The following is a 22,753-nucleotide window of genomic DNA, read 5'->3' as shown; positions in this document are numbered from 1 at the left end:
GCTGGTGTTCCCCGAGGTCGACGAGCCCGAAGAGATCCACATCGACGCGAACGACCTGAAGATCGACGTCTTCCGGTCGTCGGGGCCGGGGGGTCAGTCGGTGAACACGACCGACTCCGCGGTACGCATCACCCACCTCCCGACGGGCATCGTCGTCTCGATGCAGAACGAGAAGAGCCAGCTGCAGAACCGCGAGGCGGGAATGCGCGTGCTGCGCGCACGCCTGCTCGCCCAGCAGCAGGAGGAGCTTGCGGCGGCCGCCTCCGACGCGCGTCGATCGCAGATCCGCGGCATGGACCGCTCGGAGCGCATCCGCACGTACAACTTCCCCGAGAACCGCATCGCCGACCACCGCACCGGCTACAAGGCGTACAACCTCGACCAGGTGATGGACGGCGCCCTCGCGCCGGTCATCGACGCGTGCATCGCCGCGGACGAGGAAGAGCGTCTCGCGGCCCTCGCCGCGGACTGATCACCGACCGCGCCGACCGCGCCCGCTGCGCACCCATGCGCACCTCGCGCCGTGCGCGGTCACGCCGCGCTCCACCTCGGGCCGCGTCATCCGCGACCTCGTCGCCGTCCCCGCGGGCCGTGTCAGATGTGGTACTCGGGCGTCGTCAGGATGCTGCGCGTGTCGTCGCCGTCGCGGCGCGGGCGCGCCTTGGCGGGAATGCCGACGATCACGGAGTCGTCGGGCGCGTCGCGCGTCACGACGGCGTTCGCGCCGATCACGGATCCCGCACCGATGCGCACCGGCCCGAGCACCTTCGCGCCCGCGCCGATCGCCACTCCGTCGCCGATCGTGGGGTGGCGCTTGCCGGCGTCGCGCGTGCGACCGCCGAGGGTGACCCCGTGGTAGAGCAGCACGTCGTCGCCGACCTCGGCCGTCTCGCCGATGACGACGCCCATGCCGTGGTCGATGAACAGGCGCCGGCCGATCGTGGCGCCCGGGTGGATCTCGATGCCGGTGAGCCAGCGGGTCAGCTGCGAGCCGGCGCGGGCGAGGAAGCGCACCCGGCGCACCCACAGCGCATGCCACACGCGGTGCGACCACACCGCGTGCAGCCCGGGATAGAGCAGCGCGATCTCGAGGGAGGAGCGGGCGGCGGGGTCGCGGAGGCGGGCGGCCGCGAGATCCTCCCGCAGCCGCCGCAGCATCCCGCCGCCCGTCATCTCACTCCTCGCGCAGGTGCTCGTAGAGCGCGGTCGAGAGGTAGCGCTCGCCGTTGGACGGGATGATCACGACGATGTTCTTGCCGGCGGCCTCGGGGCGCGCAGCGATCTGCTGGGCGGCCCAGAGCGCCGCACCCGACGACATGCCGACGAGGATGCCCTCGCGGGCACCGGCCTCGCGGGCGACACGGATCGCATCGTCGAACTCGACGTCGATGACCTCGTCGATGATCTCGCGGTTGAGGATCGCGGGCACGAAGTTCGGGCCGATGCCCTGGATCTTGTGCGGTCCCGGGTGGCCCTTGGTGAGGATGGGGGAGTCGGCCGGCTCGACGGCGATGACCTTCGCACCGGGCACGCGTTCCTTGAGCACCTCGCCGACGCCGGTGATGGTGCCGCCGGTGCCGATGCCGGCGACGAAGTAGTCGACCTGGCCGTCGGTGTCGCGCAGGATCTCCTCCGCGGTGGTCTTGCGGTGGATCGCGGGGTTCGCCTCGTTCTCGAACTGGCGGGCCCACACGGCACCGGGGGTCTCGGCGACGATGCGCTTGGCCTCTTCGACGGCGAACGACATGCCCTTGGTGGGGTCGGTGAGCACGAGCTCGGCGCCGAACGCCTTGAGCAGCAGGCGGCGCTCCTTCGACATCGACGCCGGCATCGTGATGATGACGCGGTAGCCGCGGGCGGCGCCGACCATGGCGAGGGCGATGCCGGTGTTGCCGCTCGTGGACTCGACGATCGTTCCTCCGGGCGTGAGCTCGCCGGAGGCCTCCGCGGCGTCGACGATCGCGATACCGAGGCGGTCCTTCACGCTGGATGCGGGGTTGTAGAACTCGAGCTTGCCGAGGATGTGGCCGCCGAGGCCTTCGCCGATGCGGCTGAACCGCACGAGCGGCGTGTTGCCGAACGCGCTGGTGATGTCGTCGTGGATCGCGGGCATGTCGGGGCTGCCTTCTCTCGCTGGTTCCCTGTCGTCGCGCGTCTATGCGCGCACCGCGCCCAGCCTATGCGAGCGGATGCGATGAGGAGGCTGTGTGACGGGAGCCGGGTCGGCGGTGCGGCCGATAAACTGGGCGGCGCCCATGCCCGAGACCGCACCGCACCCCGGCGATCTGCCCGACGTCGTCGCGCCCGAGCGTCCTGAGACGCTCGCCGACGCGCTGCGCGCCGCTGCGGCGACCCTCGCGCGTGCGGGAGTGGCAGACGCGACCGTCGACGCCGAGCTGCTCGCGGCACACGTGCGCGGCGGCGGGCGCGGCGAGGTGCAGGCGGCAGCGCTGCGCGGCGACGCGATCTCCGAACCGGATGCCGCGTCCCTCGCGTCCCTCGTCGAGCGCCGCGCTGCGCGCGAGCCGCTGCAGCACATCACCGGGCGCGCGCCGTTCCGTCACCTGGAGCTGAGGGTCGGCCCGGGGGTGTTCGTGCCCCGCCCCGAGACCGAGCTGCTCGCGCAGATTGCGATCGATGCGCTGCGCGCCGCGGCATCCCCTTCGCCGATCGCCGTCGATCTCGGCACCGGATCCGGTGCCATCGCCCTGTCGCTGGCGACCGAGGTGCCGCATGCGCGGGTGCACGCGGCCGAGAACTCCGTCGACGCCTTCGTGTGGACGAAGGAGAACTTCGCCGAGGTTGGCGCCGAGAACGCACGTCTCGCGTTCATCGACCTGGCCGTCGCGTTCCCCGAGCTCGACGGCACCGTCTCGGTGCTCGTGTCGAACCCTCCCTACGTGCCGGATGCCGCGACCCCCCGCGACCCCGAGGTGCGGCTGTTCGATCCGCCCGCGGCCCTCTACGGAGGCGAGGACGGCCTCGACGTCGTGCGCACCCTCGCGCATGTCGGGCTGCGACTCGTGCACTCCGGCGGACTCATCGCCATCGAGCACGGCGAGCTGCAGGGAGCGGGCGTGAGGGAAGCGCTCGCCGACGCCGGCTGGCGCTCCGCAGCGACCCACCGCGACCTGACGCTGCGCGACCGGGTCACCACGGCGCTGCGGCCCTGACCGCCCAGCCGGGCCGAACTAGACTGGCCCGGTCATGTCTTCCCTCTTCGATTGCCGCGACGAGGCCGAGCTTCTCGCGGGCATGCGTCAGGCGCGCCAGGCCATCGGTCGCGGCGAGCTCATCGTCCTCCCCACCGACACCGTCTACGGCGTGGCCGCCGACGCGTTCTCCCCGGCTGCCGTCGCGCGTCTGCTGGCGGCGAAGGGCCGTGGCCGTCAGCAGCCCCCGCCTGTGCTCGTGCCCGGCGTGAACACGCTGCGGGCGCTCGTGAGCGAGGTGCCCGAGCCCATCGACCGCCTCATCGGCTCGCACTGGCCCGGCGGGCTCACGATCGTGCTGCCGGCCCAGCCCTCGCTCGCCTGGGACCTCGGTGACACCCGCGGCACCGTGGCCGTGCGCATGCCCGCCCACCGTCTGGCGATCGAGCTGCTGGAGGAGACCGGACCGCTCGCGGTCTCGAGCGCCAACCTGACCGGCGCCCCGGCCGCGATCGTCGCGAAGGAGGCGGAGCGGATGCTGCGCGACAGCGTCGCCGTCTATCTCGATGACGGCCCGGCCACCGCGGGCTTCGCCTCGACGATCATCGACGCCACCGGGCTCTGCGCCGGTCGTCAGGGAACCGTGCGCGTCCTGCGCGACGGGGTCGTGTCCCGCGCCGAACTGCGCTCCGTGCTGGGCGACGCGCTCGAACCAGACCCGGGGACGTGAAGCAGTACCTGTTCACCGCGCTGGTCACCGCGGTGCTCACGTTCGTGCTCGCCGGGGCGGTGTGGCGCCTCGCGCTGCGCTTCAAGCTCTACCCGGCCATCCGCGAACGCGACGTGCACACGCGGCCGACGCCGCGCCTGGGGGGCATCGCCATGTTCCTCGGCATCGTCGTGGCCTTCGGATTCACCGCGCAGAACGACTTCTTCCACCGTGTGTGGATCGACCCGCAGCCGGTCCTCGCGATCCTCGCCGCGACCGTGCTCATCGTCGCTGTCGGCATCGCCGACGACCTGTGGGACCTCGACTGGATGATCAAGCTCGCGGCGCAGGTCGGCGCGGCCGCGATCATCGCGTGGTTCGGGGGCATCCAGATCTACTCGCTCCCCGTCGGCGGCCTCACGGTGGGGTCGAGCTGGATGAGCGTCGTCCTCACGATCCTGTCGATCGTGGTGGTCATGAACGCGGTCAACTTCATCGACGGGCTCGACGGCCTCGTCGCCGGCGTCGCGCTCATCGCGAACGGCGTCTTCTTCGCGTGGTCCTACCTTCTGGTGCGCGACACCGGCCAGAGCACGTACTCGAACCTCGCCTCCCTCATCGCCGTCGTGCTCGTCGGCGCGTGCGTCGGGTTCCTCCCGTGGAACTGGAGCCCCGCGAAGATGTTCATGGGCGACTCCGGCGCGCTCATGCTGGGACTCCTCATGGCCACCAGCGGCATCGCCGTCACGGGTCAGCTCAACCCCGCGACGCTCGACCCCGAGACCCTCGGACGCTCGCAGCTGCTCGGTGCCTTCATCCCGGTGCTGCTCCCGGTGGCCGTCGTCATCCTGCCGCTGCTCGACTTCGGTCTCGCCGTGATCCGGCGCACGGGGGCGGGGCGCTCGCCCTTCTCGCCCGACCGCAAGCACCTGCACCACCGGCTGCTCGACCTCGGTCACTCCGACCGCTCGGCCGTGCTGATCTTCTACGCATGGGCCGCCATCGTCGGGCTCGCCGTGCTGCTCATGTACATCGCCACCCGTGAGAACTGGCCCGGCCAGTACTGGATCGGCGTGGGCTTCGGCGTCCTCGGTGGCGCGGCCTGCGTGATCGTCACCGCCCTGCCGTCCCGGCGCCGCCGCCCCGACCCCCGAGCGAAAGACCCCGCATGATGTCGTCTCCCGTTTCCAGCACTCCCGTCCTGCGGGCCACGCTCCAGTGGTCGGCATGGGCCGCCCTCGCGCTCGCGATCATCGCGGGCGTGGCCGGGTTCATCGCCGCCGGCCCCTCCGGCCTCGTCAGCGGGCTGGCCGGTGTCGTCGTCGGCGCGGTGTTCCTCTCGATCACCTCGGGCAGCATCCTCATCGCGAACCGCTGGTTCGGCGACGCGCTCTACGTGCCGATCTTCTTCGCGATCGTGCTGGGCGGCTGGCTGCTGAAGATCGTGCTGTTCGTGGTCGCGATGCTCGTGCTGCGGGGGCAGCCGTGGATCGCTCCGCAGGTCTTCTTCCTCGCGCTGGTCGCGGCTGTGATCGGGTCCCTCGTCGTCGACGTGGTCGTGCTGGCGAGGATGCGGCTGCCTCATGTCAGCGACACGACGCTCCCGACCGACCCGGAAGCGGGGGAGCGCAAGGACCCGCAACCTCCGAGCGGCATCTGAACCCCCAGCGGTTTGATAAGGTTGGACACGCACCCGACCGCGAGCGCCTGAGTGCCGGCCCTGGGGTGCACCCCGACCCATCGTCGTACCGATTTCTTTCGGTGCCCCGGAGCTGGAGCCTGTGCTGTTTCATCACGCTGCGACTGTGATCGCGAATGCCGAGTCCACGGGCGACGGTGGTTTCCACGCCCCCTCCATCGGAGAGTTCTTCCCTGACGCCGTGCTGTTCGCGGGAACGCCGTTCGCGCTGACGCGGATCAACCTGATCCAGATCCTGGCGACCGTCGTGCTGATCACGCTCTTCCTGGTCGCCACCCGTCGCATGCGCCTGGTGCCGACGCGGTTCCAGAGCGTCGCCGAACTCGGTCTCGACTTCGTGCGCAACGGCATCGCCCACGACCTGCTCGGCAAGAAGGACGGCAACCGCTTCCTGCCGATCCTGACCACCATCTTCTTCATGGTGCTGTTCATGAACCTCACGGGCGTCGTGCCGTTCCTGAACATCGCCGGCACGAGCATCATCGCGGTGCCGCTGCTGCTCGCGATCGTCTCCTACATCACGTTCATCTACGCCGGTGTCAAGAAGAGCCCGAAGAACTTCTTCAAGAACGCGCTGCTCCCGTCGGGCGTGCCGTGGCCGCTCTACTTCATCATCGTCCCGCTCGAGTTCCTCTCGACCTTCATCATCCGCCCGGTGACGCTCACCCTCCGTCTGCTGATGAACATGATCGTCGGGCACCTGATGCTGGTGCTCTTCTTCTCGGCCACCTGGTTCTTCACGGTCGAGCTCAGCGGCTGGTGGACGGCCCTCGGTCTCGGCACCCTGGCCTTCGGCTTCGTCTTCACCCTCTTCGAACTCTTCGTCGCCTTCCTCCAGGCGTACGTCTTCACGATCCTCACCGCGGTCTACATCCAGCTCGCGGTCGCGGAAGAGCACTGATCCGGTCGGCATCCGCCGCCCACAACCGAAAGGAATAACCCCGTGGACGCAACTACGGTTCTCGCCGACGTCTCCGGTTCGCTCGCGACGGTCGGCTACGGTCTCGCCGCCATCGGCCCCGCCATCGGCGTGGGCATCGTGGTCGGCAAGACCATCGAGGGCGTCGCCCGCCAGCCCGAGCTCGCGGGCCGCCTCCAGGTGCTGATGTTCATCGGTATCGCCTTCACCGAGGCCCTCGCGTTCATCGGTATCGCGACCGGCTTCATCTTCGGCTTCTGATCGCGAACGACTTCAAGTAAGGAGACAGGATGCTTCCCGCTCTTGTCACCCGCGCCGCCACGGAGGCGGGGCAGAACCCGCTGCTGCCCGCGGTCTACGACATCGTGTGGTCCGCGGTCTGCTTCGTCGTCATCCTCCTGGTGTTCTGGCGTGTGATCCTGCCGCGCATGCAGAAGCTGCTCGACGAGCGCTCTGCGGCGATCGAGGGCAACATCGCGAAGGCCGACGAGGCCCAGCGCCAGGCCGAGGCCGCGCTCGAGGAGTACACCGCGCAGCTCGCCGCCGCCCGCAAGGAGGCCGGTGAGATCCGCGAGTCCGCCCGCGAGGAGGGCAAGCAGATCGTCGCCGAGGCGAAGGATGCCGCGACCTCCGAGGCCGCGCGCGTCACCGCACAGGCCCACGCGCAGATCGAGGCCGAGCGCCAGGCGGCCCTCGTCTCCCTCCGGGGTGAGGTCGGTGCGCTCGCGCTCGATCTCGCCGGCGGCGTGATCGGCGAGAAGCTGAAGGACGACGCGTCCGCGCAGGGCGTCGTCGACCGCTTCCTCGCCGACCTCGAGGCATCCGAGAAGGCGACGAAGTAATGGGCGCCGCGACCACTCACGCACAGGAGGCCGCGAACGCGGCACTGTCGACGACGGCGGGTGTCGACCTCACGGTCGCCACCGAGCTGTTCCAGGCAGCGCGCGCGCTCGCGCACCGACCGACCCTTGCCGGCGCACTCGCCGACTGGGCGGCGACCCCGGAGTCGCGCGCGAAGGTGGTCGAGGACGTCTTCGGCGCCGCCGTGTCGCCCGTCACCCGTCAGGTGCTCGCGGCCGCAGCCGTCGAGCGCTGGTCGTCGGCGCACGACTTCGTGTTCGGCGTGGAGGAACTGGCCGTTCGTGCCGCCTCCAAAGCCGCGCCGTCCGCCGACGTCGAGGGTGAGCTGTTCCGGGTGTCGCGCACGATCGCCGACAACCCGCAGCTCGAGCTCGCGCTCGGCAGCCGGCTCGGCGACGCCGAGGCGAAGGGCGTGCTCGTCGAGACGCTTCTCGGCGGACGTGCGTCCGAGGCGACGACGCTGATCGTGTCGTCGCTGGTGCGCCAGCCGGGCGAGCGCCGGGTACGCGAGGTTCTCTCGCGCGCCATGCGCGTGGTCGCCGCGGAACGCGAGCGCACCGTCGCGACGGTCGTGAGCGCTGTGGCGCTGACCGACGCGCAGACCGAGCGACTGGGCGCGGCGCTGGCTGCGCGTTACGGCACGCAGGTCTCGATCAACACGGTCATCGACGAGTCGATCGTCGGCGGCCTGCGCATCCAGATCGCGAACGACGTGATCGACGCGAGCGTGTCCACCCGTCTGGCGGATCTCCGCCACCGACTGGCGGGCTAACGGGACCTCCCTCCCGACGATGAGACTTCGGGGCGATGGCCCCATGAACGAAGGAAGACAATGGCAGAACTCTCCATCAGCCCCGACGTCATCCGTGACGCGCTGAAAGACTTCGTCGCAGCGTACGAGCCCACGGGGGCCGCGGCCACCGAGGTCGGCACCGTCATCGACGCGGCCGACGGCATCGCCCACGTCGAGGGCCTGCCGGGCGTGATGGCCAACGAGCTCGTCACGTTCGCCGATGGCACGCAGGGCCTCGCCCTGAACCTCGACGAGCACGAGGTCGGTGTCGTGGTGCTCGGCGAGTTCGCCGGCATCGAGGCGGGCCAGGAGGTCACCCGCACGGGCGAGGTGCTCTCGGTCGCCGTCGGCGACGGCTACCTCGGTCGTGTGGTCGACCCGCTCGGCAACCCGATCGACGGTCTCGGTGAGATCGCGACCGAGGGCCGTCGCGCGCTCGAACTGCAGGCTCCCGGCGTCATGCAGCGCAAGAGCGTGCACGAGCCGATGCAGACCGGCATCAAGGCGATCGACGCGATGATCCCGATCGGGCGCGGTCAGCGCCAGCTGATCATCGGCGACCGCCAGACCGGCAAGACGGCGATCGCGATCGACACGATCATCAACCAGAAGGCGAACTGGGAGTCGGGCGACCCGACCAAGCAGGTGCGCTGCATCTACGTCGCCATCGGCCAGAAGGGCTCCACGATCGCGGCCGTCAAGGGTGCGCTCGAGGACGCCGGTGCGCTGGAGTACACGACCATCGTCGCGGCCCCCGCGTCCGACCCGGCCGGCTTCAAGTACCTCGCTCCCTACACCGGCTCGGCCATCGGCCAGCACTGGATGTACGGCGGCAAGCACGTCCTGATCATCTTCGACGACCTGTCGAAGCAGGCTGAGGCCTACCGCGCCGTGTCGCTGCTGCTGCGTCGTCCGCCGGGCCGCGAGGCGTACCCCGGCGACGTCTTCTACCTGCACTCGCGTCTGCTGGAGCGTTGCGCGAAGCTGAGCGACGAGCTCGGCGCGGGGTCGATGACGGGTCTCCCGATCATCGAGACCAAGGCGAACGACGTGTCGGCCTACATCCCGACCAACGTGATCTCGATCACCGACGGTCAGATCTTCCTGCAGTCCGACCTGTTCAACGCGAACCAGCGTCCGGCTGTCGACGTGGGCATCTCGGTGTCCCGCGTCGGTGGTGACGCGCAGGTCAAGTCGATCAAGAAGGTCTCGGGCACGTTGAAGCTCGAGCTGGCGCAGTACCGCTCGCTCGAGGCGTTCGCGATGTTCGCGAGCGACCTGGATGCCGCGTCCCGCCGTCAGCTCGCCCGTGGCGCGCGCCTCACCGAGCTCCTCAAGCAGCCGCAGTACTCGCCGTACCCGGTGGAGGAGCAGGTCGTCTCGATCTGGGCCGGCACCAACGGCAAGCTCGACACGATCGAGGTCGCAGACATCCTGCGCTTCGAGCGCGAGCTGCTCGACCACCTCCGCCGCTCGACCACGATCCTCGACACCCTGCGTGAGACGAACGTGCTCAGCGACGAGCTCGTCACGGAGCTCGAGAGCGCGGTTGACGCGTTCACGCTCGAGTTCCAGGCGGGCACGGGAGCGGGTATCGGCTCGGTCGGTCGCGAGGAGTTCGACGCCGCGGACGCCGATGACGTGAACCAGGAGAAGATCGTCAAGGGTCGCCGCGGCTGAGCCTCGGGAAGAGCAACTATGGGCGCACAACTCCGGGTCTACAAGCAGAAGATCTCCTCTGCTCAGACGACCAAGAAGATCACGAAGGCGATGGAACTCATCGCGGCTTCGCGCATCCAGAAGGCGATGGCGCGCGTGCGCGCGTCCTCGCCCTTCTCGCGGGCCGTGACGAGCGCCGTCTCCGCCGTGGCCACCCACTCCAACATCGATCACCCGCTGACCCGGGAGCGCGAGGTCGTCCGCCGCTCGGCGGTGGTCATCTTCTCGTCCGACCGCGGTCTCGCGGGCGCGTTCAACTCACAGATCCTCCGTGAGGGACTCGAGCTCGCGCAGCTGCTGCGCGACGAGGGCCGCGAGCCGGTGTTCTATCTCGTGGGACGCAAGGCGGTGGGGTACTTCCAGTTCCGACGCATCACGAGCGCGGCCGAGTGGACGGGTGACACCGACACCCCGCAGTTCTCGACGGCCGAGGAGATCGCGGCGGCGCTGCTCGACGCGTTCGCGCTCGGTGGCGACAACGGCGGCGTCGACGAGATCCACCTCGTGTACAACCGCTTCGTCAGCATGATGACCCAGTCGCCCGAGACGGTCCGCCTGCTTCCGCTGGCGGTCGTCGAGGCGGAGGATTCGGCCTCGCACGCGGTGTACCCGCTGTACGAGTTCGAACCCGACGCCGAGACTGTGCTCGACGCGCTGCTGCCGGTCTACATCCAGAGCCGCGTGTTCAACGCGCTCCTGCAGTCGTCGGCCGCGAAGCACGCGGCCACTCAGAAGGCGATGAAGGCGGCGAGCGACAACGCCGACAAGCTCATCACCGACTACACCCGCCTGCGCAACAACGCGCGTCAGGCCGAGATCACTCAGCAGATCGCAGAGATCGTCGGCGGCGCCGACGCTCTCTCGTCGGGCAAGTAGAGACAGGAAGACAGGACAATGACTCCCTCCGCCACCGCCGAGAAGGCCCCCACCGAGGTCGTCGGGCGCGTCGCACGCGTGACCGGCCCTGTGGTCGACATCGAGTTCCCGCACGACTCGATCCCCGACATCTACAACGCGCTCACCACCTCGATCACGATCGACGGCGAGAGCACCCCGCTGACCCTCGAGGTCGCCCAGCACCTGGGTGACGACCTCATCCGCGCGATCGCGTTGAAGCCGACCGACGGCCTCGTACGCGGCCAGGAGGTGCGCGACACCGGCGGCCCCATCTCGGTGCCGGTCGGCGACATCACCAAGGGCAAGGTCTTCAACGTCACGGGCGACATCCTCAACGGCGCTCCGGGGGAGACCGTCGAGATCACCGAGCGCTGGGGCATCCACCGCAAGGCGCCGAGCTTCGACCAGCTCGAGTCCAAGACCGAGATGTTCGAGACGGGTATCAAGAGCATCGACCTGCTCACTCCCTACGTGCAGGGCGGCAAGATCGGCCTGTTCGGTGGTGCGGGCGTCGGCAAGACGGTCCTCATCCAGGAGATGATCCAGCGCGTCGCGCAGGACCACGGCGGTGTGTCCGTGTTCGCCGGTGTCGGCGAGCGCACCCGTGAGGGCAACGACCTCATCGGCGAGATGGAGGAGGCGGGCGTCTTCGACAAGACGGCGCTCGTGTTCGGCCAGATGGACGAGCCGCCGGGGACGCGTCTGCGCGTCGCCCTCTCGGCCCTCACCATGGCCGAGTACTTCCGCGACGTGCAGAAGCAGGACGTGCTGCTGTTCATCGACAACATCTTCCGCTTCACGCAGGCCGGTTCCGAGGTGTCGACCCTTCTCGGTCGCATGCCGTCCGCGGTGGGCTACCAGCCGAACCTCGCCGACGAGATGGGTGTGCTGCAGGAGCGCATCACCTCGACCCGCGGCCACTCGATCACGTCGCTCCAGGCCATCTACGTGCCCGCCGACGACTACACCGACCCGGCCCCGGCGACGACGTTCGCCCACCTCGACGCCACGACCGAGCTCTCCCGTGAGATCGCATCGAAGGGTCTGTACCCGGCGATCGACCCGCTCACTTCGACGAGCCGCATCCTCGACCCGCGCTACATCGGTGCGGACCACTACCGTGTGGCCACCGCCGTGAAGCAGATCCTGCAGAAGAACAAGGAACTGCAGGAGATCATCGCGATCCTCGGTGTCGACGAGCTCTCCGAAGAGGACAAGATCGTCGTGTCGCGTGCACGTCGCATCCAGCAGTTCCTCTCGCAGAACACCTACATGGCGAAGAAGTTCACCGGTGTCGAGGGCTCGACCGTCCCGATCAAGGAGACCATCGAGTCGTTCGACGCGATCGTGAAGGGCGAGTTCGACCACGTCGCCGAGCAGGCGTTCTTCAACGTCGGCGGCATCTCCGACGTCGAGGCCAAGTGGGCGCAGATCCAGAAGGAGAACGGCTGATCATGCCGCTCAACGTCACCCTGGTGTCGGCCGAGGCGGAGCTGTGGACCGGCGAGGCCAGCCTCGTCGTCGCCAAGACCGTGGAGGGCGAGATCGGTTTCATGGCCGGACACGAGCCGGTGCTCGCGATCCTCGCCAGCGGCCAGGTGCGCATCACCGGCGCCGACGGCGCGAAGGTCGTCGCGGATGCCTCGGACGGGTTCATCTCCGTCGAGGAGGACGTGGTGACGATCTTCGCCGGTCACGCGACGCTGGTCGCCTGACGTCGATCCCTCGTTCGACGCGCCGTCCGTGATCCACGGGCGGCGCGTCGCCGTCTGACCCGGAGGGTCTGCATGCTGGTGCTGCTTCCGCCGTCCGAGACCAAGCGTCCCGGAGGACGCGGCACGTTCGCCCTCGAGCGGCTGTCGTTCCCCGAGCTCGACCTTCCGCGCAGGGAGGCGATCGCCGCGCTCGCTGCACTGTCTCTGGACCCTGAACGTGCAGCGTCCGTGCTGGGGCTGAGTGCCCGTCAGCGAGACCTCGTCGCCGTCAACGCGGCGATGCCGCACGCGCCGACGCTGCCGGCCATCGATCGGTACACGGGGGTTCTCTTCGATGCGCTCGACGCCCACAGCCTCGACGCCTCGGCGCGGCGGTGGCTCGGCGGTCACGTCGCCATCCAGACGGCGCCGTTCGGGCTGGTCGGTGCGACGGACCGCATCCCCGACTACCGCTTGTCCGCGGGTGTCTCGTTGCCGGGCATCCCCGCTCAGCCACGGCACTGGGGCGCGCCGACGACCGCCGCGCTGGTCGCGGCATCCCGATCATTCGTGCTCGACCTGCGCTCCGAGGCCTACGCCGCCCTCGGGCCGGTGCCGAGCGGGGTGCCGAGCACCTACGTGCGGGTCGTCGCCGATTCGGGCGACGGCGAGGTGAGGGCCCTCAACCACTTCAACAAGCGCACCAAGGGTCTGCTGGTGCGTCTGCTCGCCACGGGTCGTCCGCCGGTGCGCTCGCTCGCGGGCTTGGCATCATGGTTGCGCGCGCACGACGTGCGGGTCGACACGACCGACGCCGCCGAGTGGCGGGTGCACGCGCTCCACTGAGCGCGCACACGACGGAGGGGTCGGGATGCCGCGGCATCCCGACCCCTCCGTCGTGACGATTACTTGATGAAGCGGAAGTTCACCGGGTAGCGGTAGCTGCCGCCGGCGTTCACGCGCACGCCGCCGATGATCGAGAAGATCGCGTTGATCACCCACAGGATGAACGGGAGGAACCCGAACAACGTGGCGATCGCCGCGGCGGGCGTGAAGATCAGCGCCGCGCTCAATACGGTCGAGATGATGAGGAGCGCCACGTAGCCGATCGTGAACGTGATCTGCCAGTTCAGGGCTTCCTTGGCCTCGACGTTGGTGCGGGGTCCGCGGTCCTTGAGGATCAGCCAGATGATCAGCGAGGGCAGGAAGCCGACGATGCCACCGATGTGGGCCCACATCGCGGCCGTCTTGTCGGACTCGGGGCTCAGAGGCTGTGCGGGAGCAGCGGAGTAGGCCGGCGGAGGCGTCGGCTGTTCGGGAGTGGGGGTGGAGTCGCTCATGGGATGGCCTTTCGGAAGGCTAAGGACGGGCGATGGACGTCATCGGCCCGGCCGCGGCTGGCGGCTTACCTGAAAAGGTACTGGGAAGGCTGTTCTCGGTGCAATCATCATCCACGCCGAGCCGTCACCCAGCGCCATCTCCGGGTCGCAATCCCGCCGTTTCCCTCAGGGGCCGGGAGCGTTCCCCGTGTCGGGCGCAGGGGTTAGCGTGGACCCGTGGCCACGTCTCCCGCTCAGCGCCGTGTCGGCGCCTCCGGTCTGCTCGTCTCCGCCGCCGGGCTCGGCTGCAATAACTTCGGCCGTGCCGGCAGCCGCACCGAGTCGATCGAGGGAACGCGTGCGGTGATCGATGCGGCGATCGACGCGGGCGTCACGCTGTTCGACACCGCCGACGTGTACGGCCGGGAGTTCGGGCTCAGCGAGACGCTGATGGGGGAGGCGCTCGACGGTCGCCGGGACGAGGTTCTCCTCGCGACGAAGTTCGGCCACGCGACGCTGGCACCCGCGCGCCTCGGCGCGTCTAAGGGGTCGCGCTCCTACATCCGCTGGGCGGTCGAGGGTTCGCTGCGGCGACTGCGCACTGACCACATCGACCTCTATCAGCTGCATACCCCCGATCCCGACACCCCCATCGAGGAGACGCTCGATGCCCTCCGCGATCTGGTGCGGGAGGGGAAGGTGCGCTACCTCGGGCACTCCAACTTCGCAGGGTGGCAGATGGTCGCCGCGGATGCCGCGGCATCCGATGTGCCCTTCATCTCGGCGCAGAACCACTACAGCCTGCTGGCTCGCGGCTCCGAGCGCGAGGCGCTGCCGGCTGTCGAGCACCTCGGCCTCGGGTTCTTCCCCTTCTTCCCCCTGTACAACGGACTGCTCACCGGCAAGTTCACGCGCGCCGGCGGGCCGGCCGACAGCCGCATCATGAACGTGCGCCCGCACTTGTGGCGCGACGCGCCCTGGGATGCGCTCGAGGGGTATCAGCGCTTCTGCGACGCGCGCGGCATCACCATGCTCGAGGCGACGTTCGGCTGGCTCCTCGCGCGCCCCGCGACCTCGAGCGTCATCGCCGGGGCGACGTCTGCCGAACAGATCGCGCAGAACGCGGCGGCATCCACCGCGTGGCACCCGACTGCCGCGGATCTCGCCGAGATCGACGCGCTGATTCCGCTGCCCGCCGACCCGGCCGCCTAGGAGGACACCATGCTCGGAACTCTGCTCGTGCGCTACCTGCGGCCGGCGTGGCCGCTCATCGTCGGCGTCGTCGTCTTCCAGCTCGCCCAGTCGGTGGCGTCGCTGCTGCTGCCGACCCTCAACGCCAACATCATCGACCAGGGCGTGGTCGCGGGCGACATCGGGTACATCTGGAACACGGGAGGCCTGATGCTCGGCATCAGCCTGGTGCAGATCGTGTGCGCGATCGTCGCCGTCTACTTCGGATCGCGCCTGGCCATGGGGATGGGCAAGGACCTGCGCCACGACATCTTCCACCGCGTGGTCGGCTTTTCGCAGCGCGAGGTCGGCACGTTCGGGCCGCCCTCCCTGATCACCCGCAGCACCAACGACGTGCAGCAGGTGCAGATGCTGGTGCAAGTGTCGGCGACCCTCATGATCTCGGCGCCCATGCTCGCCATCGGCGGCATCATCATGGCGATCACGCAGGACACCGGCCTGAGCTGGCTGATGGCCGTGTCGATCCCCGTGCTGCTGATCATCGTGGCGCTCATCGTCTCCCGCATGGTGCCGGCTTTCAGCCGGATGCAGAAGCGCATCGACCGGGTCAACCAGATCCTGCGCGAGCAGCTCAGCGGCATCCGGGTGGTGCGCGCCTTCGTACGCGAGGACACCGAGCGCGCCCGGTTCGGCGCCGCCAGCGGTGACCTGATGCGCACCGCGACGACCGCCGGAAACTACATGGCGCTCATGTTCCCCGCGGTGATGCTCGTGCTGAACGTCTCGAGCGTCGCCGTGATCTGGTTCGGCGCGTTCCAGGTGCAGAGCGGCGGTGTGCAGATCGGCACGCTGTTCGCGTTCCTCAGCTACCTGATGCAGATCCTCATGGGTGTGATGATGGCGACGTTCATGTTCGTGATGATCCCGCGCGCCGCGGTCTGCGCGACGCGCATCGGCGAGGTGCTCGACACCGAGCCGTCGGTCGCCGCTCCGGCCGTAGCCGCCGCTGCTCCTCCGCGCACCGGTCGGATCGAGTTCGTCGACGTCGACTTCACCTACCCCGGTGCCGATGCGCCCGTGCTGCACGATCTCACGTTCACGATCGAGCCGGGGACGACGACCGCCGTGATCGGATCCACAGGTGCCGGCAAGACGACCCTGGTCGGACTCATCGCGCGACTGTTCGACGCGACCGAGGGCTCGGTGCGGGTCGACGGGGTGGATGTGCGCCAGCTCGACCCCGACGACCTGTGGTCCCGACTCGGACTCGTGCCGCAGCGCGCGTTCCTGTTCTCGGGCACGGTCGCCTCGAACCTGCGCTACGGCGACGTCGCGGCATCCGATGACGACCTCTGGACCGCGCTCGAGATCGCCCAGGCCGGGGACTTCGTCCGCGCGATGCCCGAAGGTCTCGCCGCACCGATCGCACAGGGGGGAACGAACGTCTCCGGCGGGCAGCGGCAGCGCCTCGCGATCGCCCGCGCGCTCGTGAAAGCGCCACCCGTCTACGTGTTCGACGACTCGTTCTCGGCTCTGGATCTGAGAACGGATGCCGCGCTGCGCCGCGCGCTCGCTGTGCGCGTGCCCGGGGCGACGAAGGTGATCGTCGCGCAGCGAGTCTCGACGATCGTCGGGGCCGACCAGATCCTCGTGCTCGACCACGGCCGCATCGTCGGTCGGGGGACGCACGACGAACTCTTGGCATCCAACGACACATATCGCGAGATCGTCGATTCGCAGCTCGCGGCGGAGGAGGCAGCATGAGCGGGCCGGGAGCTGGTCGCGGGCCGATGCGGGGCGGCGGTCGCGGGCCGTTCGGAGGACAGGGGGCGCCGGCCGAGAAGGCCGACGACTTCGGCAGCAGCGCCTGGCGGCTGCTGGGCACGCTGCGACCGTGGCGCATCGCGCTCATCGGCGTCGTCGTCCTCGGTGCGGTGAGCGTGTTCCTGAGCGTGCTGGGTCCCAAGATCCTCGGCAACGCGACCGATCTCGTGTTCGCCGGCTTCCTCTCGATGCACATGCCGTCGGGAGTGACCCGTGACCAGGTCATCGAGTCGCTGCGCGCGCAGGGCCAGACCCAGCAGGCCGACCTGCTGTCCGGGGTCAACTTCACCCCCGGTGCCGGCATCGACGTGAACGCACTCGCCGGAGTCATCATCACGGTGCTTGTGATCTATGTGATCGCGAGTGTCCTCAGTTGGGCGCAGGCGTACATCCTCAACGTCGTGGTACAGCGCGCGATGAACCGCCTGCGCGGCCAGGTGGAGGAGAAGATCCACCGGCTCCCGCTCGCCTACTTCGACACTGTGCAGCGCGGCGAGCTCCTCTCCCGGGTGACGAACGACGTTGACAACATCGGACAGACCATGCAGCAGACGTTGTCGCAGGTCGTGGTCTCACTGCTCACGGTCGTGGGCGTCTTGGTCATGATGTTCGTCATCTCGCCCATCCTCGCCGTGATCGCGCTCGTGACGATTCCGCTGACCATCGTGGTCACCGCTCTGGTCGCGCGTCGATCGCAGAAGCTGTTCGTCGCCCAGTGGCGAGCGACAGGTGTGCTGAATGCCCGCGTCGAGGAGACGTTCTCGGGCCACTCCGTGGTGAAGGTGTTCGGCCATCAGAAGGAGGTCGAGCGGGACTTCCTGGCCGAGAACGACGAGGTCTACCGGGCCAGCTTCGGCGCCCAGTTCGTGTCCGGCATCATCATGCCGGCCATGATGTTCATCGGAAACCTGGTCTACGTCGCGATCGCGGTGGTCGGCGGCCTTCAGGTCGCAGCCGGCGCGCTCTCGATCGGCTCCGTGCAGGCGTTCATCCAGTACTCGCGCCAGTTCACCCAGCCTCTCAGCCAGCTCGGCTCGATGGCGAACCTGCTCCAATCGGGAGTCGCCAGTGCCGAGCGGGTGTTCGAGCTGCTCGACCAGCCCGAGGAGACGCCCGACCCTCGTGACCCGGAGACCGTCGATCCCACCGCGAGCGAGCTGCGGTTCGACGACGTCGCCTTCCGATACGTCGCCGACTCCCCGCTGATCCACGATCTGTCCCTCGTGGCGACGCCGGGGAGCACGGTCGCGATCGTCGGGCCCACAGGCGCGGGAAAGACGACGCTCGTCAACCTGCTGATGCGCTTCTACGACATCGACGACGGCGCGATCACGCTCGACGGGCTCGACACCCGGCGGATGACTCGCGCCGACCTTCGCGCGCGCACCGGCATGGTGCTGCAGGACACGTGGCTGTTCGCCGGGACGATCCGTGACAACATCGCGTACGGCGACCCCGAGGCATCCGAGGAACGACTCGTCGAGGCGGCGACCGCCGCCTACGTCGACCGGTTCGTGCATGCCCTGCCGGACGGCTACGACACCGTGCTCGACGACGACGCGGCGAACCTCAGCGCGGGGGAGCGGCAGCTCGTCACGATCGCGCGCGCGTTCCTCGCAGACCCGCGCATCCTGATCCTCGACGAGGCGACGAGCTCGGTCGACACCCGCACCGAGCTGCTGATCCAGCGGGCCATGTCGCGCCTGCGGGCCGACCGCACGTCGTTCGTGATCGCGCACCGGCTCTCGACGATCCGTGACGCCGATCTCATCCTGGTGATGGAGGACGGCGCCATCGTCGAGCAGGGATCGCACGACGAACTGCTTGCGCGCCGCGGCGCCTACTGGCGGCTCTATCGGGCACAGTTCGACGACCCGGCGAGCATCGATGTGGAGGAGCCGGTACGGTGACGGGCCTGCCCGTGGGGCGGCTCGGGTGGCTGCGGGCGGTTCCATTAGGATGTGAGGGCGCTGCGGGCAGGTGTGTCCCGGCGTCCACCCGACGAGAGGATGCCGTGTGCCCGAGCTGACGACGAGCGCGCACGACGTGCCGCTCCCGGCGGGCCCGATCCACCTGCGGTGGGCGGCGGCGACCGACACCGGCCGACGCCGCGAAGTGAACCAGGATGCGGTGCTCGCCCGCTACCCGTTGTTCGTCGTGGCCGACGGCATGGGCGGGCACATCGGCGGAGAGATCGCCAGCGCCTCCACCGTCACCCGCCTCGGCGACCTGGTCGACCATGGCAGCGTCACTCCCAAGGGCATCGAGAAGGCTCTCGGACGGGCCGTCAAGGACATCGCCTCGCATCCGGAGACGACCGACGAGGGCACGGGAACGACCGTGACCGGCGTCTATCTCGACACCGCCGTGCGCGACCCGCACTGGGTCACGCTGAACATCGGCGACTCGCGTGTCTACCTCCTCCGCGCCGGCACCCTCGTCCAGATCACGACAGACCACTCCGTCGTGCAGGAGCTCGTCGCGGCCGGGCGGCTGAGCCCCGAAGAGGCCGAGCAGCATCCGTACGGCAACGTGATCACCCGCGCGGTCGGGCCGACCGACAGTGTGCGACCCGACTACGTGCGCCTCGACATCGTCGACGGCGATCGCTTCGTCGTGTGCTCCGATGGGCTGACCAAGGAACTCACCGACTTCGGCATCCAGCACTTCCTCCGCGAGCACGCCGACCCGGCTGATGCCGTCTCGGCCATGCTCGAGGCCGCCCTCGAGAACGGCGGCCGCGACAACGTGACGATCATCGTCGTCGACGTGTCGGCGCCGGGCTACGGCCACGACGATGACGTCGACCGCGACGACGCCGACGACGACGCGCCCACCAACCCGGTTCCCGTCGTCGGGCCCTGACTCTCCTCCACACCGACGGTGACGGACGCGGCAATCCACCGCCGTCGTCCGACCGCGCCCGCGGGCCGCGTCCGACTGCTGGACTCGACGCATGTCCGGCACACCACCCACCCTCGCCCCTCTTCCGGTGGCTGTGCGCCTGCCGGCGACCCCTGACTCGCCCCGTCGGCCCGGGATCCCGATGTTCGCCGCCATCGTGCCTGTGGCCGGAGCGGTGGGAATGTGGCTGCTCACCGGATCGGTCGCGATGCTCTGGTTCGCCGCCCTCGGCCCCCTCATCGCCGGGGCGACCCTTCTCGACGGCGCCCGCACGCGGCGCCGCGAGCGGCGGGCGGCATCTCGCAGCTTCGAGGCCGAGCTCACGCGGGCCGCGGCGGAGATCGCTGGACGTCACGACGACGAGCGCCGCCGTCTTCGAGCGGTGCATCCCGATGTCGCCACGATCGCCGCGTCGCCCGACGAGATCTGGCGGATCGTCCCCGGCCGCGCCGCGCGGGTCACGGTCGGGCGCGGGTCGATCCCGAGCGCCGTTCCGGTCGACGGCGGCGCCGGCGACCCACGTGTCGAGGAGCTGCGACACGCGGCCGCGGTGCTCGACGACGCGACGGTGACGGTGCCGGTCGACGCGGGGATCGCGGTGGTCGGCCCGCGAGTCGCGGCATCCGCCGTCGTGCGCGCCCTTGCCGCCCAACTGGTCCTCACCCGTCCGCCGGGGGAGCTGCGCGTCGTCGTCCCGCGCCGAGACGCCCACCCGTGGGCGGATGCCCTGCCGCACCGCCGCGCGGCGGAAGGTGCCACCCTTGCGCTGCTGGAGCCCGGCGACATGCCGCCGGGCGAGGCCCGGCTGCTGATCGCGCGCGTGGACGACGGCGCCCCGCCGCCGCCGTGGTGCGCGGCGGTCATCACCCTCGACGGTGCCCTCCACGGGCGTGTCGACTACGCCGGATCGACGCTCCACATCGTGCCCGAGGCGCTCGGCGCCGACCAGGCCCGTGAGATCGGCAACCTGCTTCGTGAGCGCGGTCGCGCCATCCTCGGCGCAGGGGACGCGACCGAGACCGTGCCGCTCGCCGCACTCGTCGACCGCGGACGCCCGCCGCGGCCCGGCACACTCGAGGTGGCGTTCGCCGCCACGCGCGCCGGCGCGATGCCGGTGGACCTCGTGGCCGATGGTCCGCATGCGCTCGTGATCGGCGTGACCGGATCGGGCAAGAGCGAGCTGCTCATCTCGTGGGTGACGGCGCTCGCGCTGCACCACACGCCGGCCGAGGTCACGTTCCTGCTCGCCGACTTCAAGGGCGGCACGGCCTTCGACGCCCTCGCGGCGCTGCCGCACACGGCGGGTGTCATCACCGATCTCGACGGCGTCGGCGCCCGCCGGGCGATCGAGAGCCTGCGAGCCGAGATCCGCACCCGTGAGGCGGTGCTCGCACGCGCGGGCGTAAGGGATATCCGCGACGCCGACGGACTGCTGGCTCGGCTCGTGATCGTGGTCGACGAATTCGCCGCCCTTCTCGACGCCCATCCGGAGCTCGCAGCCGTGTTCACCGACATCGCCGCCCGTGGGCGCGCCCTCGGCATGCACCTGGTGCTGGGCACCCAGCGCGCGAGCGGCACGGTACGGGACGGGTTGCTCGCCAACGTACCGCTGCGGCTGGCCCTGCGTGTGACCGATCCGCATGACAGTCGATGGGTGATCGGCGACGATGGCGCCGCAGCCCTGCCGGGCGACCTTGCGTCACGGGGGCTCGCGTTCGTCCGGCGCCCGTCGGATGTCGCTCCCGTGCGCGTGCGCGTCGCGCTCACGGCACGCGAGGACATCGCCGCCGCGGCGGAGGCGGACACGTGCGAGGTGAGGCCGCCGTGGCTTCCGCCGCTTCCCGTGCGCGTGCCGCTGCGCTCTCTCGACCGCGCCGGACTCGCAACGCGCACGGTGCTCCTCGGGGTGCGCGACGAGCCCGAGCGGCAGCGCCGCACCACCGCCGTGCTCGCGCCGCACGATCGGGGGCTGCTCGTGGTCGGCGGCTCACGCTCCGGAAAGTCCGCGCTCCTCGCCGTCGTGGCGGCGCAGGTGCCGGCGGCCTCTCTGGTCGCACTCCCCGACGATCCTGAACGACTCTGGGACGCCCTCGTGCGACTCGACGAACAGGGGATGCCGCGTCGCGGTGTGCTCCTGCTCGATGACCTCGATGCCGTCGTCGCCCGGTTCCCCGCCGACTACGGTGCGGTCGTGCAGACGCGTCTCGAGCGCGTCGTGCGCTCGCTCGGTGATGGCGATGCCCGTGCGGTGGTGACGACTCAGCGGGTCTCGGGCGCTGCCGCCCGAATCGCGGAGCTTCTGCCCCACCGCGCCGTCCTCGCGCTTCCGGGCCGGTCCGATCACGTCGCGGCGGGAGCAGCGGCGTCCAGCTTCTCAACGACACGCCCGCCCGGCCGCGCCGTCTGGGGAGACCACGAGGTCCAGTTCGCGCTCGCCGCGGATGCCGACGATGCTCCGAGCGCTCCGGACGAGCGCGACGCCGAGAGTGCGGACGCACCGATCTGGCGACCGACGATGCCGCTCGCCGGTGTCGTCGTGCGCGGTGCGCGCGCGACACGCGGCCTTCACGAGGCGCTTCGCGGCCACGGACTCGCCGTGCACACCGTCGCCGAGGTCGTCGCCGAGCCCGGCCGCCTCGACGACGACACCACTGGTCGGGTCGTGATCGTCGGCGACGCCGACGACTGGCAGCGCGCGTGGGCGGTCCTCGGGCGCGTGCGGGGGCACGGGGAGCTCGTCATCGACGCCGGCCACGGCGGGGAGTATCGGTTGCTGTCGGGAGAACGCGACCTTCCGCCGTATTGGCGCTCGCCCCGCGGTCGCGGGTGGCGGATCGCGGACGGAGAGGTCACGCGCGTCACCGTTCCCGGTGTGCTCTGCTGACGCTCGGGCCCCGCGGGCGTCAGACGGTGGGTCGGATCGCTCCCACCGGAGCGCCGCCCCCGCGCACGACGAGATCGAGCGAACGGATCGCCGCGGCCGCGGCATCCGCCGTCAAGGCCCCCGCGCGCTCGAGCAGACGGACGGCGACGGCGCTCGCCGCGCGCGGCGAGCCGTCGAGCACCTTCAGT

The 22,753-nt window shown here is 69.9% G+C and carries 22 protein-coding genes; 19 read left to right on the top strand and 3 right to left on the bottom strand.

Translation table 11 applies throughout. The features are described 5' to 3' along the window. On the top strand, nt 1–472 hold a 472-nt coding region (locus ASG00_RS18165), incomplete at its 5' end, for a peptide chain release factor-like protein (protein WP_327037508.1). A gap of 122 nt (nt 473–594) precedes the next feature. On the opposite strand, the gene epsC is transcribed toward ASG00_RS18165, so the two are convergent. Further along, entirely contained in the window at nt 595–1,173 is a 579-nt protein-coding gene (gene epsC / locus ASG00_RS10965) for a serine O-acetyltransferase EpsC (RefSeq protein WP_048809322.1), read from the bottom strand. 1 nt (nt 1,174) lies between these two features. Next, nucleotides 1,175–2,113: a cysteine synthase A gene (gene cysK / locus ASG00_RS10960; RefSeq protein WP_045246667.1), complete on the bottom strand. Its 939-nt coding sequence runs from the start codon at nt 2,111–2,113 to the stop codon at nt 1,175–1,177. A gap of 142 nt (nt 2,114–2,255) precedes the next feature. Between cysK and prmC the strand changes: the two genes are divergently transcribed. The 13 genes from prmC (at nt 2,256) to ASG00_RS10895 (ending at nt 13,289) form a co-directional block, all read left to right on the top strand. Beyond that, complete coding sequence (gene prmC / locus ASG00_RS10955; RefSeq protein ID WP_056209503.1) at nt 2,256–3,173, top strand: peptide chain release factor N(5)-glutamine methyltransferase; 918 nt, start codon at nt 2,256–2,258, stop codon at nt 3,171–3,173. A gap of 34 nt (nt 3,174–3,207) precedes the next feature. Beyond that, nucleotides 3,208–3,882 carry an L-threonylcarbamoyladenylate synthase gene (locus ASG00_RS10950; protein ID WP_045246668.1) on the top strand — a complete coding sequence of 225 codons (675 nt, stop codon included), beginning with the start codon at nt 3,208–3,210 and terminating at the stop codon, nt 3,880–3,882. Beyond that, entirely contained in the window at nt 3,879–5,033 is a 1,155-nt protein-coding gene (locus tag ASG00_RS10945) for an MraY family glycosyltransferase (RefSeq protein WP_045246669.1), read from the top strand. Before ASG00_RS10950 ends, ASG00_RS10945 begins: the two co-directional genes overlap by 4 nt. After that, nucleotides 5,030–5,521 carry a hypothetical protein gene (locus ASG00_RS10940; protein WP_056209500.1) on the top strand — a complete coding sequence of 164 codons (492 nt, stop codon included), beginning with the start codon at nt 5,030–5,032 and terminating at the stop codon, nt 5,519–5,521. The genes ASG00_RS10945 and ASG00_RS10940 overlap by 4 nt, the downstream gene beginning before the upstream one ends. Before the next feature lie 145 nt (nt 5,522–5,666). Next, nucleotides 5,667–6,461, top strand: a complete 795-nt coding sequence (gene atpB, locus ASG00_RS10935) for a F0F1 ATP synthase subunit A (RefSeq protein ID WP_082483211.1) — start codon at nt 5,667–5,669, stop codon at nt 6,459–6,461. Between the two features lie 42 nt (nt 6,462–6,503). Next, nucleotides 6,504–6,740: a F0F1 ATP synthase subunit C gene (gene atpE / locus ASG00_RS10930; RefSeq protein WP_045246671.1), complete on the top strand. Its 237-nt coding sequence runs from the start codon at nt 6,504–6,506 to the stop codon at nt 6,738–6,740. 29 nt (nt 6,741–6,769) lie between these two features. Further along, nucleotides 6,770–7,321, top strand: a complete 552-nt coding sequence (locus ASG00_RS10925) for a F0F1 ATP synthase subunit B (RefSeq protein WP_045246672.1) — start codon at nt 6,770–6,772, stop codon at nt 7,319–7,321. Continuing rightward, the gene (locus ASG00_RS10920; protein WP_056209498.1) at nt 7,321–8,112 is read left to right on the top strand and encodes a F0F1 ATP synthase subunit delta; all 792 of its coding nucleotides are present in this window, start codon (nt 7,321–7,323) and stop codon (nt 8,110–8,112) included. The genes ASG00_RS10925 and ASG00_RS10920 overlap by 1 nt, the downstream gene beginning before the upstream one ends. A gap of 60 nt (nt 8,113–8,172) precedes the next feature. Further along, nucleotides 8,173–9,813 carry a F0F1 ATP synthase subunit alpha gene (atpA, locus tag ASG00_RS10915; protein WP_045246674.1) on the top strand — a complete coding sequence of 547 codons (1,641 nt, stop codon included), beginning with the start codon at nt 8,173–8,175 and terminating at the stop codon, nt 9,811–9,813. 18 nt (nt 9,814–9,831) lie between these two features. Next, entirely contained in the window at nt 9,832–10,728 is an 897-nt protein-coding gene (locus ASG00_RS10910) for a F0F1 ATP synthase subunit gamma (protein WP_056209496.1), read from the top strand. An 18-nt stretch (nt 10,729–10,746) separates the two neighbouring features. Then, complete coding sequence (gene atpD / locus ASG00_RS10905; RefSeq protein ID WP_045246676.1) at nt 10,747–12,201, top strand: F0F1 ATP synthase subunit beta; 1,455 nt, start codon at nt 10,747–10,749, stop codon at nt 12,199–12,201. 2 nt (nt 12,202–12,203) lie between these two features. Further along, entirely contained in the window at nt 12,204–12,464 is a 261-nt protein-coding gene (locus tag ASG00_RS10900; protein ID WP_045246677.1) for a F0F1 ATP synthase subunit epsilon, read from the top strand. 72 nt (nt 12,465–12,536) lie between these two features. After that, complete coding sequence (locus tag ASG00_RS10895; protein ID WP_056209490.1) at nt 12,537–13,289, top strand: YaaA family protein; 753 nt, start codon at nt 12,537–12,539, stop codon at nt 13,287–13,289. A 59-nt stretch (nt 13,290–13,348) separates the two neighbouring features. On the opposite strand, the gene ASG00_RS10890 is transcribed toward ASG00_RS10895, so the two are convergent. Then, a complete protein-coding gene (locus tag ASG00_RS10890) occupies nt 13,349–13,783 on the bottom strand; it encodes a DUF4870 domain-containing protein (protein ID WP_056209487.1) in 435 nt (144 codons plus the stop codon). Nucleotides 13,784–13,999: 216 nt separating this feature from the next. On the opposite strand from ASG00_RS10890, the gene ASG00_RS10885 reads away from it, so the two are divergent. From ASG00_RS10885 to ASG00_RS10865, 5 genes are all read left to right on the top strand, one after another. Next, nucleotides 14,000–14,974, top strand: coding sequence for an aldo/keto reductase (locus ASG00_RS10885; protein ID WP_056209485.1), 975 nt, complete (start codon nt 14,000–14,002; stop codon nt 14,972–14,974). Nucleotides 14,975–14,983: 9 nt separating this feature from the next. After that, nucleotides 14,984–16,717, top strand: a complete 1,734-nt coding sequence (locus ASG00_RS10880; protein WP_056209482.1) for an ABC transporter ATP-binding protein — start codon at nt 14,984–14,986, stop codon at nt 16,715–16,717. Next, complete coding sequence (locus ASG00_RS10875) at nt 16,714–18,687, top strand: ABC transporter ATP-binding protein (RefSeq protein WP_056209480.1); 1,974 nt, start codon at nt 16,714–16,716, stop codon at nt 18,685–18,687. Before ASG00_RS10880 ends, ASG00_RS10875 begins: the two co-directional genes overlap by 4 nt. A 106-nt stretch (nt 18,688–18,793) precedes the next feature. Continuing rightward, complete coding sequence (locus tag ASG00_RS10870) at nt 18,794–19,642, top strand: PP2C family protein-serine/threonine phosphatase (protein WP_056209477.1); 849 nt, start codon at nt 18,794–18,796, stop codon at nt 19,640–19,642. A 91-nt stretch (nt 19,643–19,733) separates the two neighbouring features. After that, nucleotides 19,734–22,565, top strand: coding sequence for an FtsK/SpoIIIE domain-containing protein (locus tag ASG00_RS10865; RefSeq protein ID WP_156454794.1), 2,832 nt, complete (start codon nt 19,734–19,736; stop codon nt 22,563–22,565). Nucleotides 22,566–22,753 lie beyond the last annotated feature (188 nt).

Source organism: Microbacterium sp. Leaf351, from assembly GCF_001423825.1.
Classification (GTDB): domain Bacteria; phylum Actinomycetota; class Actinomycetes; order Actinomycetales; family Microbacteriaceae; genus Microbacterium; species Microbacterium ginsengisoli.
The sequence above is the reverse complement of the archived record's forward strand: the minus strand, read 5'-3'. Positions and strand labels throughout refer to the sequence as shown.